The organism is Propioniciclava sp. LT294 (assembly GCF_059516005.1).
Genome location: NZ_JCAKNG010000006.1, coordinates 187,393 through 200,056 on the forward strand (window position 1 = coordinate 187,393; position 12,664 = coordinate 200,056).

Genomic DNA, 12,664 nt, shown 5'->3' on the forward strand with positions numbered 1-12,664 from the left:
TACATCTGTCGACAAATCCCAGCGGGCTCGTCTCAGTCGCGCCCCTCCCCGGCGTCGTCGGGCTGCGGCGAATCACCCAGGGCTCGGGGCTCCGGGCGCCAGCCCGAGCCCTCCCCCGGCACCCCGTAGGCCGTGGGCCGCGCCCCGCTCGCGGCATCGCTGGCCGACGTCCACACCGACCCGGCCGCGGCGTCCGGCTGCCAGGTGGGTGCGGGCGGCGCCTCCGGTTCCACGGCCCCCGGCTCGGACAGCGGGACGGTGGTCGCGGCCGCGGGCGCACCCACCTCGATCCGACCCGCGGTCATGCCGCGGTGGATCAGCCACAGCGTCACGGTGGCGACGACCTTGAGCACGATGTCGAGCACCCCTCCGAGGAACTCCAGCACGACGGCGAGGGGCCCCGCCGAGGCCGGCAGGCCGAGCAGGGCACCGAAGATCGTGAGCACCGTGCCGACCGTGACGACGGCCACCGCGGCGGCGACCAGCCTGCGCGCGGAACCGACGGGGTGGTGGAAGACGCAGACGATCACCAGCGCCACGAGGGCCAGGAGCGACGTCAGGCCCATCGCCTCCAACGCGACGTCCTGCGCGGCCGCCGCCAGGGATGCGCCTCCGGTGGCCAGCGCGAACACGAACCGGACGACGGCCAGGGCGATGCTCGCCGCCGTGACGGCCACCATGATCCACGCCGCCGGTTCGCGCAGCCTGAGGAGATTCTCGATCATTCGGTCGCCTTTCACGTGAACTGGGGCCCGGCCGCGTCAGCCACGGCGGCGACGACCGCCTTGACCGACTCCGCGCCGGTGAGGGTGGTGACGAGCGTGGCGTCGGGCGTGTGGACGATGACCATCCCCTGCACCCCGGACGCGGCGACGAGGTGCTCACCGACCGTGTTGATCACGAGGTTGCCCGAGGCGTCGGTGAGCACGGCCAGTCCGTCGACCACGTTGCCCGCGGCGTCAGCGGTGAGCACCTCGGCGAGACTGGCGAACCCGCCGACGTCGCGCCAGTCGATGGGGAGGGCGACCGCGACGACGTGTCCGGTGCCCCGCCCTTGGGAGACCGGCTCCATGATCGCGAAGTCGACCGAGGTCTTGCGCAGCGTCGGGAAGACCTCCGACAACCGGTCCGGCCGGGCCGCGAGGTCGAGCACCGACGCGCGGGTCTCGGGTTCCAGGACGGCCAGCTGGTCCAGGAACGTCGAGGCGCGCCAGACGAACATGCCGGCGTTCCACCAGTACTCACCCGAGGCCAGGTAGGCGGCCGCGGTGGCGGCGTCCGGCTTCTCGCGGAACTCCTTCACGGCGCACGCGCTGGCGAACCCGGGCACGGGCTCGCCGCGGTGCAGGTAGCCGTACCCGGTGTGGGCCGTGGTCGGGACGACCCCCAGGGTGACCAGCGCCCGCTCGTCCGCCTCCGCGACCGCGAAGGCCTCCTCCAGCGCCTCGACGAAGGCGTCCACCGGCTCGATCAGCTGGTCGGCGGTCAGCTGCGCGATGACGGCGTCGGGGTCTCGCCGCGAGAGGACGGCCGCCGGCCAGGCGACGGCATTCAGGGAGTCGCGCCCGACGGGTTCCCCCAGGAGGTTCTCGGGGGCGACCTCGGGCAGGTCCTCGCGCACGGCGTCCAGATAGGGGGCGCCGGTGACGACCAGCACCCGCTCGGCCGGGACGACGCGGGTCGCCCGCTCGAAGGCCAGCCTGAGCAGGCTGGTGCCGCCGATCAGTCTGAGGAGTTGCTTGGGTGTTCCTCGCCGGGACAGGGGCCACAGGCGCGTGCCGGACCCGCCCGCCATGATGACGACGTAGCGCATGATCGGCATGCTAGCGGCCCGCCTATGCTGGGCCCGTGAGCCCACTCCGCCCCGTCAGCGTCCATCTGGAGCGCCTTGTCCGCACCGCGGGGGGAGCTCCCCTGGTGACGCACTACGGTCCGGCCGGCGAGCGCACCGAGCTCTCGGTGGCCAGCTTCGCCAACTGGGTCGCCAAGACCACCAACCTGCTCGAGGACCTCGGTGTCGACGAGGACGCGGTGGTCGTGCTGCCGGTGCTGGCCGAGCGCCCGGCCCACTGGATGGGCCTGGTGTGGCCCTTCGCCCTGTGGCAGGCGGGCCTGGCCGCCGCGGTGCTGGCGGAGGACCCGGACGTGGCGGTCATCGGCCCGACCTCTCCCACTCCGGTCGCCCCCACGACGCTCGCCTGTTCCCTCGACCCCTGGGGGCGCCCGCTGAGCGACCTGCCGGCCGGGGTCGCCGACTACAGCTCCGAGGCACTCGCCCAGCCGGACGCCGCGGCCGTCCGCCCCGGCGGACCGGAGGCCCCCGCCTGGCTCGACGCCGAGCGCACCCTGACCGTCGGTGACGTGTCGGCCCTCGAGCCCATCACCGATCGGGTGCTGGCCAGGCCCACGTCGGCGTGGGAGGCCGTCTCCCTGCTCGCCCGCGCGATCCTGGGCGGCGGCTCGGTGGTCCTGACCGAAACCTCCGGGGACCCCGCGCGCACGGCGTCCGCGGAGAAGGCACGGGTCGTAGCATGAGGCGACCCGCGCTCGGAAGGACCCCGCGATGACCCTCTCCCGCCGCAACCTGCTGTTCGGCGCGAGCTCCGCGCTGGTGCTGGCGGGGTGTTCCCGCGGGCCCGCCCCGCTCACGACCCCCACCGCCGCGCCGACCGGTTCCGTCCGCGAGCAACTCCAGTCGGTGATGGACACCTACGGGAAGAACACCGACAAGCTCGGCCTGTCGGTGAAGGACCTGCGCACCGGCCGGGAGTTCGCGTGGCGGGGTGACTTCGTGACGAACTCGGCGTCGATGGCCAAGGTGATGATCGTCCTGATGGCGCTCGACAAGGCCCGGCGGGCGGGCGAGGAGCTGAGCTTCGAGAACTACGGGCGCGCGTCGCGGGCGATCATCGACTCCGCGAACGACCCCGCCGACGAGCTCTGGGAATGGGCCGGCGGGCGCGACGCCTACACCGCCCTGGCCGGCGAGCTCGGCCTGCCGAACACGCGCGGCAACCCCGACAGCGAGTTCTGGTCGTGGACGACCACCACGCCCGACGACCAGCGCCGGCTGGCCGGCCTGCTCGTGGACGGCACCCCGGCCGTCCACCAGGAGGACCGGATGTACCTGGCCGACCTGATGTCGAAGACGAACCCGACCCAGACCTGGGGCATCGGCCACGACAAGGGCAAGGGCGTCCATGTGAGCATGAAGAACGGCTGGGTGCAGTTCAAGAGCATCGACAACCTGTGGGGCGTGAACTCCATGGGCCACGTGCGGGGCAGGGGCCGCGACTACGTGGCGGCGATCATGACCCGCATGCCGACCTTCAACGAGGGCCGCGAGCTCGTCGACGCCATCGGGGCCGACCTCTTCCGCATCCTGGAGGGGTGAGCTGGCCTGAGGGCCGGCCTCAGCCGACGCCGCAGATCACCTCGAGGTCGTCCGTTCGGCGCTCCTGGCTGAATTCCGCCCCCGCCTTCGCAGCGACGACCGGCTCCGTCGGCACCGGCGCCTGCGGTGCGGACGCCGTGGGTGCCGGCTCGGCGGCCGGTTGCGCGGAGACAGGTGCCACGGCGGGAGTCGTGGACGCCGCCGCGGCTGCCGCGGCTGCCGCGGCCTCCCGGTCGAGCTGCTTCGACGCCGCGATGGCGCCCTTCACGGTCGACCTGATGAGGCCGAGGTCGGGCTTGACCGGCTCGATCAGCGGGGGCGCGAAGCTCACCGACGCGATGGGGAGCCGCCGGCCGGCGTCGGCCAGTTCCGCGAGCCGGAGGAGCTCGGTGGTCGGCACGTCCGTGCGCACCATGGAACTGCCGGCGGCGGCCAGTTCGGTGAACCGGGTGACGACGTTGAGCGGCGTGGCCTGCTTGGCCAGCGCGTTGACCACGCACTTCTGCCGGGCCATCCGCTCGTAGTCGGACGACCCGTGCCGCGACCGTGCGAACCACAGCGCCTGGAAGCCGTTGAGGTGCACGTCCTCCCCCGCCGGGACGTAGCCCTCGACCTTCGCCGAACCCCCGCCGATCGGCACGGGCCTGGCGATGTCGAGCGTGACGCCCCCGAGGGCGTCCACGAGTGACTCGAAGCCCCGCATGTCGACCATCGCGTAGTAGTTCAGCTTGAGACCGAGGGTCTCCGCGACCACGCCCCGGACCTCCTTCAGCCCGGGGTCGGCCACCCCGGTGAACAGGGTGGGGTGCTTCTCCGCCTCGGAGTGGACGGCGTTGAGCAGGCAGCTCTGGTCCTCGCACCAGTAACCGTCGGGGTACAACCTCGCCAAGGGCGAGGACTTGGGGAACGGCGCCCACTGCAGGTTGCGGGGCAGGCTGAACAGGACGGTGCGTCCCGTCTCGACGCTCACCGAGGCGACCATCATCGTGTCGGTGCGGATGCCGGGTCGGTCCGGCTCGGCATCGGCCCCCAGCAGCAGGACGTTGAGGCGGCCGTCGGTGGCCACGGCGTCCCCACCGCCGCCGAACAGCGAGGCGAAGAGTTCGGCCTGGCTGCGCGACAGGGCCGAGGCCTGCACCGACCCGAACCCGACGACCAGGGCCAGGACGCCGGACAGCGCGGCCATCCCCCAGGCCCGGCCCCCCATCTGCAGCGGGCGTGACAGGCGCCAGGCGTCCAGCAGGAGCAGCGCCCAGCCCACGCCGAGGGCGAGGACGACCACGGAACCCACCGACTGGGTGACCGGGTGGGCGTAGAGCGCCAGCGCCCAGTCGCGGCGGAGCAGCACCAGCGCGACGAACGCCAGCGCGACGCCGACGACCGACATCCAGACGCGGAGGGCGAACCGGCCCAGCCCGACGCCGCCGGCGATCACCTGGGCCGAGCCGGGGATGAGCAGGGTCAGCACCAGCAGCGCCACGCCGCGCCGGAACGCGATGCGTTCGCTGCGCTGGCGTGCCGTGGGCACGGTCGCTTCGGACATACCTCACCTCTGGGGGAAGACAGCAGGAGCAGGTTCCACCCAGTCTGGTGGGTCCGGCGGCGGCAGGGGCGCAGGACGCCCGGCGTGTCAGTGTCCCCGGACGTTGGCACCCTTGGCCGTGGCTACGGCGCGCAACTCGTCCTGGAAGTCGAGCATCCTCGCCCGCAGCGTCTCATCGCTCGCCGCCAGGATCCGGACGGCGAGCAGTCCGGCGTTGCGCGCGTTGCCGATCGCGACCGTGGCGACCGGGACGCCCGCGGGCATCTGGACGATCGAGAGCAGGGAGTCCATGCCGTCGAGGTACTTCAGCGGCACGGGCACCCCGATGACCGGCAGGGGCGTCACGGCGGCGAGCATGCCGGGCAGGTGGGCCGCGCCCCCGGCGCCGGCGATCACGACCTTCAGGCCGCGGGTGTGGGCCTCGCGCCCGTAGCGGAGCATGTCGTCCGGCATGCGGTGGGCGCTGACGACGTCGGCCTCGTAGGGGATGCCGAACTCGGCGCACGCCAGGGCTGCCGCCTCCATGGTGGGCCAGTCGGAGTCCGACCCCATCACGATCCCGACGAGGGGTTGTTCAGCCATGGGTCCTGCCTTCCAGGTGGTCCGACGCCGCGCGCGCGGCGTCCTGTGTGGTGGCGACATCGGTGCCCCGCACGGTGACGTGCCCCACCTTGCGGCCGGGCTGGACCGACTTGCCGTAGAGGTGGACGCGGGCGTCCGGGTTCGCGAGCACGGTGCCCAGCGACCCGACGAGGTCGGGGTTGTCGCCACCGAGCACGTTGCTCATGACGACGACCGGGGCGGTCAGCCGCGTCGACCCCAGGGGCAGGTCGAGCACCGCCCGCAGGTGGTTCTCGAACTGGCTCGTGACCGCGCCCTCGATCGTCCAGTGGCCGGTGTTGTGCGGGCGCATCGCGAGCTCGTTCACGACGACCTCGCCGCCGGGACGTTCCATGAGCTCCACCGCGAGGACCCCGACGACGCCCAACTCGTCGGCGATGCGGGTGGCGAAGGCCTGGATCCGGGCGGCTCGCTCGGGGTCGAGACCCGGCGCGGGCGTGGTGGTCTCGTGGCAGATGCCGTCGCGCTGGACGGTCTCGCTGACCGCGTACACCACCGACTCCCCACCCGGACGCCGGACGACGAGCACGGAGAGCTCGCGCGTGAACGGGATGAACTCCTCCGCGACGATGACCACCCCCTGGTCGGCGGACGTCTCGCCGGTGCCGGCGCGCTCGGTCGGGCCGAGGGTGCGCCCCAGGGCCTCGAAGGGGACGCCGGCGCCGTCGGGGCCGTCCACCTTCCAGACACCCTTGCCGTCGTAGCCGCCGCGGGACGTCTTGGCGATCAGGGGCCACCCGATCTCGTCGCCGAACGCGGCGAACTCCGCCGGCGTCCGCGTGACGCGCCAGGCCGGCGCGGGGATGCCGAGCGCGGTGAGGCGCTCCCGCATGACGGCCTTGTCCTGGGCGTGGACCAGCGCGTCAGGGCCGGGCCGGACGGGGATCCCGGCGTCCTCGAGGCGGCGCAGCAGCGCGACCGGGACGTGCTCGTGGTCGAACGTCACGGCGTCCGTGCCCTCGGCGAAGGCCGTCAGGGTCGCTTCGTCGGTGTAGTCCCCCGCCAGCGCGCCCGGGACGACCTGGGCGGCGGAGGTGCCCTCGGCCTCGGCCAGCAGACGCACACCCAATCCGAGCGGCGTGGCAGCCTCGTTCATCATGCGGGCCAGCTGCCCACCGCCCACGATGCCGATCGTCAGGTCCGTCACGAAAGGGAAGGTTACTTGGCTTCGCGTTCGGTGGCTGGTCGATGCCAAGATGACGACATGACCGCTCACATCGTCGCGATGGGTGGCGGCGGGTTCGCGACGTCGCAGCTCGGAGCCCCCACCAACCTCGACCGTTACCTCGTCGAACTGACCGGGAAGTCGGCTCCCTTGGTCTGCTTCGTCCCCACGGCGTCGCGTGATGACGCGCAGTACATCAACAAGTTCCTCGTGGCCTACGGCACGCTCGGCATCCGCCCGATGGTGCTGACGCTGTGGGAGGGTGCGGCGCAAGCCGTCTCCCGGATCCATGAGGCCGACCTGATCCTGGTCGGCAACGGCGCCACCGTGAACGCCCTGGCCCTGTGGCGGGCGCACGGCGTCGACCGGGCCATCGCCAAGCGCTACCACGACGGCGACGTCGTGCTCGCCGGGACGGCGGCCGGCGGCAACGTGTGGTTCGACGGGTGCGTCACCGACTCCTTCGGCGACTTCCGGGCCTACCGGGGCGGCCTGGGGCTGGCCCGCGGCAGCTTCTGCAGCCACTTCGCCAACGAGGACGGCCGCGTGGCCGTGTACACCGATGCCGTGGCCTCCGGTGACCTGCCCGGCGGCTACGCCGCGGACGACGGCGCCGGCGTCCACTTCGTCGACGGCAAGCTGGCCGGCTGCATCGCCGAGGGGCCCGGCCAGCGCGTGTTCTCCGTCCAGCCGTCCACGATGCCCACGGCGTCCGGGGTGCTGGTGGAGCAACTGCCGGTCGAGGTCCTCTAGGAGGTACCGGCGCTCAGCGGAAGATCCACGCCCGCTGGACGATGAAGTTCACGGTGGTGGCGATGCCCTGGGCGATCACGAAGCCGACGATCTGGGCCACGCCGACGCCCCACATCCCCTCCAGCGGCGGGTAGATGAGCGTGAAGGTGCCCACCTGCAGGACGAAGGTGAGCAGGTACAGGGTGACGACCGCGGCCAGCTTGCGCTTGCTGCCGTCGGACTGGAACGTCCAGCGGCTGTTGATGGCGTAGGCGGTCAGCGTCCCGAACACCCACGAGATCGCCTTGGCGGACGCGTACCCGAGGCCCACCCACATCCCCGCCACCAGCAGCCCGTAGTCCACGACCGCCGAGAGGCCGCCCGTGGCGACGAAGCGGAACAACTGGGTGGCCAGCGGCAACTGCTCGCGAGCGGGGGTGGAGGCGGCCGGGTCCGGTGCTTGGGTCACACCCCTCATCGTCCCACGCCGGACGGCTAGGTTGTCCGCATGCGTTTGCTGGCACTCCTCCACGGCCTCGGCCAGAGCCCCCAGTCCTGGCAGGACCAGGTCACCGCGATGCCGCCCGGCTTCAAGGCCGTGGCGCCCTGGCTGAAGGGGACGCGTCCGGGTCGCGCCGAGGAGTTCAGCGTCGAGGGCGCGGCCGACGACGTGCTGCGCCTGCTCAACCAGCACGGCGCCGAGCAGATGTCGCTCGTGGGCGTGAGCATCGGCGCCGTGGTCGCCCTGGACGCCGCCATCCGCGCCCCCGAGGCGATCTCCCACCTCGTCCTGGTGGCGGGTCAGGTGAACCCGCCCAAGTCGGTGGCCCGCATGCAGCGGCTGGTGTTCTCGATGATCCCTGCGCGTCGCCTGGCGGGCATGGGCGTGGAGAAGAGGCGCTTCCTGCAGGCCCTGGACGAGTCGGCCAAGGTCGACTACCGCTCCCGCCTGGGCCAGGTGCGCGCCAGGACCCTCGTCCTCGTCGGGGCCGACGACAAGGCCAACCAGGCGGCCGCGCGCGACCTGGCCGCCGGCATCCCCGGAGCGCGGCTGGAGGTGCTTCCCGGTGCGGGCGCGCAGCCCAACGTCGAGGCACCGGACGCGTTGAACGCCCTCGTCTGGCCGTTCCTGACCGACGAAGCCTGACGGCCGGCGAGTGCCGCACCCACCAGCACGATGGGGTCGATACACCGACCACATCGCGCCGGTGAGATCCGCAGGTCAGACCGGGCGCAGGTGCTCGACGTCGCCGGCCATGAAGACGCGCTCGCCCGCCTCCGAACGGACGACGAGCCCGCCACCGGCGTCGACCCCGGTGGCCAGCCCGCGGACGTCGGCGTTCGGCAGGTGCACCGCGACGTCACGCCCGATGGTGTCGCACCGGAGCCGGTACTCCTCGACGACGTCGCCGCCCTCGTCCCAGGCCGAGTACCAGGTCTCCAGGGACCGCAGCACGCCGGCGAGGATCGCCGTGGCCTCGGCGTCCGACCCTTCCAGGCGCGTGGACGTGGCGGTCGGCACGGGCAGTTGGTCCCGGCGCAGGGTGACGTTGAGGCCGAACCCGAGGACGGCGCGCGGGGCGTCCGCCCCGCCGACCGACTCGCAGAGGATGCCGGACAGCTTGCGCCCGTCGACCAGGACGTCGTTGGGCCACTTCAGGCGCGCGTCGAGGCCGGTCGCGGCGCGGACGCCGTCGGTCACGGCCATGCCGACCAGCAGGGGCAGCCACCCCCACTCCGCCAGGGGACGTCGCGGTGCGACCAGCGCCGAGCAGGCGATGGAGGTGTCCGGCGGGGCCTCCCACCGGCGGGCGAGGCGGCCGCGGCCGGAACTCTGGTGGGCCGAGGCCAGGATGCGTCCGGGCGGCGCCCCCTCACCGGCGATCCGGCTGAGGTCCGCGTTGGTCGACCCCGTGGTGGGCACCACGTCGAGGTGTTGCCACAGTCCTCCGACCACAGCCAGGGAGAGGGCTTCGGCATCAAGGAAGGGACTCACGCCCTCCACTCTATCCAGCGGCGGACAGGTGGGCTTGGGGCGAAAGCGGTCGTAGGCGTTAGGGTCAGCGCATGGAGATCGACATCCACACGACGAAGGGGAAGATCGCCGATCTTGGGGAACGGATTCTCGCTGCTGAGAATGCTGCATCCCCGGCTGCTGTCGAGAAGCAGCACGCCAAGGGCAAGCTCACCGCCCGCGAGCGCATCGCCGCGCTGCTGGACGAGGGCACCTTCGCGGAGTTCGACGAGTTCGCCCGCCACCGTTCAACGGCGTTCGGCATGCAGGCCAAGCGCCCCTACACCGACGGCGTCATCACCGGCGTCGGCGCCATCCATGGCCGTCCCGTCTGCGTGTTCAGCCAGGACGTCGCCCTCTTCGGCGGCGCGCTCGGCCAGGTCTACGGCGAGAAGATCGTCAAGATCATCGACTTCGCCATCAAGACCGGTTGCCCGCTGATCGGCATCAACGAGGGTGGTGGCGCCCGCATCCAGGAGGGCGTGGTCTCGCTGGGCCTGTACGGCGAGATCTTCCGCCGCAACACCCTCGCCTCGGGCGTGATCCCGCAGATCTCGCTCATCATGGGTGCCGCGGCCGGCGGCCACGTCTACTCGCCGGCCCTGACCGACTTCACGATCATGGTCGACAAGACCTCGCAGATGTTCATCACCGGCCCGGCCGTCATCAAGACCGTGACCGGCGAGGACGTCACCCTCGAGGAGCTGGGCGGCGGCCGGACGCACGCCAGCAAGTCGGGCAACGCCCACTACCTGGCAGCGGACGAGCCCGACGCGATCGAGTACGTGCGTGAGCTGCTGAGCTACCTGCCGCAGAACAACCTCGAGGATCCCCCCGTCTACGACGAGGAGGATGCCGACCTCACGATCACCGACCACGACCGCGAGCTCGACACCCTGATCCCCGACAGCCCGAATCAGCCCTACGACATCCGCACGGTCATCAAGACGGTGCTGGACGACGACGAGTTCCTCGAGGTGCAGGAGCTGTACGCGGGCAACATCGTCACCGGTTTCGGCCGCATCGAGGGTCGCGTCGTCGGCGTCGTGGCCAACCAGCCGATGGTCTTCGCCGGCTGCCTCGACATCAACGCGTCCGAGAAGGGCGCCCGCTTCATCCGCACGTGCGATGCGTTCAACATCCCGATCGTGACGTTCGTGGACGTGCCCGGCTTCCTGCCCGGCGTCGACCAGGAGCACAACGGCATCATCCGGCGCGGCGCCAAGCTGATCTACGCCTACGCCGAGGCCACCGTGCCGCTCGTCACCGTCATCACGCGCAAGGCGTACGGCGGCGCGTACGACGTCATGGGCTCCAAGCACCTGGGTGCGGACGTCAACCTGGCCTGGCCGACAGCGCAGATCGCCGTCATGGGTGCCGAGGGTGCCGTCGAGATCCTCTACAAGAAGGAGCTCGCCGTCGCCGAGGATCCGGTCGCACGCCGCAAGGAGCTCGTCCAGGAGTACAACGACGAGTTGGCGAACCCGTACGTGGCGGCCGAGCGCGGCTACATCGACCAGGTGATCCACCCGCACAACACGCGCGCCACGATCATCCGGGTCATGCGTCTGCTGCGCACCAAGCGGGAGACGCTGCCGCCCAAGAAGCACGGGAACATCCCGCTGTGACCGGCGACGACCGGGCCCTCGACCAGGGCCCGCTGTTCACGGTGGAGGCCGGGAACCTGACGGACGAGGAGCTGGCGGCCCTGACGGCCGTCCTCGCCGTCGTCCGTCGGGGACGCGGGCGCCCGCACGCTCCGGTGAACTCCGCCATCGCCGGCGGCTGGCGTTCTCACTGGCACCTCGTCCGCCACCCCGTCCTCCAGGGACACGGCGCCTGGCGGAGCACCGCCCGTCGCTGACTCCTGTCACCCGCTGGTGACGGCCGCTAGGCTCGATGCGTCCGTCACCAAGCGAAGGAGTACCGGCATGGCTGCCGTAGACGACATCAGGTCCACCCTCGACGTCTCCCAGATCGCCCAGTTCCTCGGCACAGACGAGCAGACGGCGCAACAGGCCCTCGACCAGGCACTGGCCCAGCTGGTGGGTTCCATGGGCGGTCACGCCGCCGATCCCCGGGCCGCGGCGGACCTCTCCCGCGCGGCCCTGGACGACCACGTCGCGAGCGCGGCGTACGGCGACAGCGTCGACATCAACGACATCGACGCCCTCGACGGCGAGAAGATCGTCGGCCACGTCTTCTCCGGCCAGGACATCCAGACGCTCGGCGGTGGCGTCGCGGGCAGTCTCCTGCAACGGCTCCTCCCCCTCCTCGCCCCGATCGTCATGGGGTACCTCGCCCAGAAGCTGCAGGAGCGGATGGGCGGCGGCGCCCGCGCCCCCCAGCAGCAGGCCCCCGCCCCGCAGGCCCCCGCCCCGAAGGCCCCGTCCCCGGGCGATCGCGGCTTCCAGATCCCGACCTCGGGCACCGGCGACACCGGCCTGCGCATGGATCCGGGCACCCCGGCCGCGGAGGCCCCCCAGCAGCAGGCACCGGCCGGCGGCGCCGGTGACCTCCTCGGCGGGCTGCTGCGGGACATCCTGCTCGGCGGGCGCCGCTGACCGTGCGGTTCATCCTGGCGTCGGCGTCGCCGGGCCGCCTGCAGACCCTGCGGGCGGCCGGCCTCGATCCGATCGTGCACGTCTCGGGCGTGGATGAGTCCCAGGTCGACGGGGCGGACGCCGCGGAGGTGGCGTCCGCCCTGGCGCGCCTGAAGGCCGAGGCGGTGCTGGCCGAGATCGGCACGGACGCCGACGTCGCCGTCCTCGGCTGTGACTCGCTGCTGGCCCTCGACGGGGAACTCCTGGGCAAGCCCCACACCGACGACGTCGTCCGGTCCCGCTGGCGGGCCATGCGCGGACGCACCGGGGACCTGGTCACCGGCCACCACCTCATCGTCGTCCGCGACCGGGCCGTGCACCGCGACACCCGCCCCGCGGCGACGCGCGTCACGTTCGCCGACGTGACGGACGCCGAGGTCGAGGCCTACATCGCCACCGGCGAGCCCCACCACTGCGCGGGCGCCTTCACCATCGACGGGTACGGCGGAGCGTTCATCGAGCGCCTCGAGGGGGACCACCACAACGTCATCGGGCTCAGCCTGCCCCTGCTGCGGCGCATGCTCGCGGACGCGGGCGTGGCGTGGCCCGACCTCTGGCACCTCCCGCGAGGTTGAGCTGGGGGTAGCATCGG

General features: G+C 72.1%; 15 protein-coding genes. 8 read left to right on the top strand and 7 right to left on the bottom strand.

Annotation, left to right across the window (positions count from 1 at the left end; genetic code table 11):
* Nucleotides 1–32: 32 nt before the first annotated feature.
* Nucleotides 33–725, bottom strand: a complete 693-nt coding sequence (locus AC5YDA_RS10070; RefSeq protein ID WP_496189239.1) for a hypothetical protein — start codon at nucleotides 723–725, stop codon at nucleotides 33–35.
* 11 nt (nucleotides 726–736) lie between these two features.
* Complete coding sequence (locus AC5YDA_RS10075) at nucleotides 737–1,813, bottom strand: mannose-1-phosphate guanylyltransferase (protein ID WP_496189240.1); 1,077 nt, start codon at nucleotides 1,811–1,813, stop codon at nucleotides 737–739.
* Between the two features lie 35 nt (nucleotides 1,814–1,848).
* Here AC5YDA_RS10075 and AC5YDA_RS10080 point away from each other — a divergent pair, with 35 nt between their 5' ends.
* Both AC5YDA_RS10080 and AC5YDA_RS10085 read left to right on the top strand, forming a co-directional pair.
* Nucleotides 1,849–2,535, top strand: coding sequence for a TIGR03089 family protein (locus tag AC5YDA_RS10080; RefSeq protein WP_496189241.1), 687 nt, complete (start codon nucleotides 1,849–1,851; stop codon nucleotides 2,533–2,535).
* Nucleotides 2,536–2,563: 28 nt separating this feature from the next.
* Nucleotides 2,564–3,394, top strand: coding sequence for a serine hydrolase (locus AC5YDA_RS10085; RefSeq protein WP_496192945.1), 831 nt, complete (start codon nucleotides 2,564–2,566; stop codon nucleotides 3,392–3,394).
* Nucleotides 3,395–3,413: 19 nt separating this feature from the next.
* On the opposite strand, the gene AC5YDA_RS10090 is transcribed toward AC5YDA_RS10085, so the two are convergent.
* From AC5YDA_RS10090 to AC5YDA_RS10100, 3 genes are all read right to left on the bottom strand, one after another.
* Nucleotides 3,414–4,937, bottom strand: a complete 1,524-nt coding sequence (locus tag AC5YDA_RS10090) for an LCP family protein (RefSeq protein ID WP_496189243.1) — start codon at nucleotides 4,935–4,937, stop codon at nucleotides 3,414–3,416.
* An 87-nt stretch (nucleotides 4,938–5,024) separates the two neighbouring features.
* Nucleotides 5,025–5,519, bottom strand: a complete 495-nt coding sequence (purE, locus tag AC5YDA_RS10095; RefSeq protein WP_496189244.1) for a 5-(carboxyamino)imidazole ribonucleotide mutase — start codon at nucleotides 5,517–5,519, stop codon at nucleotides 5,025–5,027.
* Entirely contained in the window at nucleotides 5,512–6,705 is a 1,194-nt protein-coding gene (locus AC5YDA_RS10100; protein WP_496189245.1) for a 5-(carboxyamino)imidazole ribonucleotide synthase, read from the bottom strand. The genes purE and AC5YDA_RS10100 overlap by 8 nt, the downstream gene beginning before the upstream one ends.
* 57 nt (nucleotides 6,706–6,762) lie before the next feature.
* Between AC5YDA_RS10100 and AC5YDA_RS10105 the strand changes: the two genes are divergently transcribed.
* A complete protein-coding gene (locus AC5YDA_RS10105; RefSeq protein ID WP_496189246.1) occupies nucleotides 6,763–7,476 on the top strand; it encodes a Type 1 glutamine amidotransferase-like domain-containing protein in 714 nt (237 codons plus the stop codon).
* A gap of 13 nt (nucleotides 7,477–7,489) precedes the next feature.
* Here AC5YDA_RS10105 and AC5YDA_RS10110 read toward each other — a convergent pair whose 3' ends face one another.
* Nucleotides 7,490–7,924 carry a GtrA family protein gene (locus tag AC5YDA_RS10110; protein ID WP_496189247.1) on the bottom strand — a complete coding sequence of 145 codons (435 nt, stop codon included), beginning with the start codon at nucleotides 7,922–7,924 and terminating at the stop codon, nucleotides 7,490–7,492.
* A 39-nt stretch (nucleotides 7,925–7,963) separates the two neighbouring features.
* Between AC5YDA_RS10110 and AC5YDA_RS10115 the strand changes: the two genes are divergently transcribed.
* A complete protein-coding gene (locus AC5YDA_RS10115; RefSeq protein ID WP_496189248.1) occupies nucleotides 7,964–8,602 on the top strand; it encodes an alpha/beta fold hydrolase in 639 nt (212 codons plus the stop codon).
* Between the two features lie 75 nt (nucleotides 8,603–8,677).
* On the opposite strand, the gene AC5YDA_RS10120 is transcribed toward AC5YDA_RS10115, so the two are convergent.
* Complete coding sequence (locus tag AC5YDA_RS10120) at nucleotides 8,678–9,451, bottom strand: biotin--[acetyl-CoA-carboxylase] ligase (protein ID WP_496189249.1); 774 nt, start codon at nucleotides 9,449–9,451, stop codon at nucleotides 8,678–8,680.
* Nucleotides 9,452–9,522: 71 nt separating this feature from the next.
* On the opposite strand from AC5YDA_RS10120, the gene AC5YDA_RS10125 reads away from it, so the two are divergent.
* The 4 genes from AC5YDA_RS10125 (at nucleotide 9,523) to AC5YDA_RS10140 (ending at nucleotide 12,647) form a co-directional block, all read left to right on the top strand.
* Complete coding sequence (locus AC5YDA_RS10125; RefSeq protein WP_496189250.1) at nucleotides 9,523–11,097, top strand: acyl-CoA carboxylase subunit beta; 1,575 nt, start codon at nucleotides 9,523–9,525, stop codon at nucleotides 11,095–11,097.
* Nucleotides 11,094–11,333 carry an acyl-CoA carboxylase subunit epsilon gene (locus AC5YDA_RS10130; protein WP_496189251.1) on the top strand — a complete coding sequence of 80 codons (240 nt, stop codon included), beginning with the start codon at nucleotides 11,094–11,096 and terminating at the stop codon, nucleotides 11,331–11,333. Before AC5YDA_RS10125 ends, AC5YDA_RS10130 begins: the two co-directional genes overlap by 4 nt.
* Nucleotides 11,334–11,400: 67 nt before the next feature.
* Nucleotides 11,401–12,033 (top strand): DUF937 domain-containing protein, encoded by a 633-nt coding sequence (locus tag AC5YDA_RS10135; protein ID WP_496189252.1) that lies wholly within the window; start codon nucleotides 11,401–11,403, stop codon nucleotides 12,031–12,033.
* Nucleotides 12,030–12,647, top strand: coding sequence for a Maf family protein (locus AC5YDA_RS10140; protein ID WP_496189285.1), 618 nt, complete (start codon nucleotides 12,030–12,032; stop codon nucleotides 12,645–12,647). The genes AC5YDA_RS10135 and AC5YDA_RS10140 overlap by 4 nt, the downstream gene beginning before the upstream one ends.
* The last annotated feature ends 17 nt before the right edge of the window (nucleotides 12,648–12,664 follow it).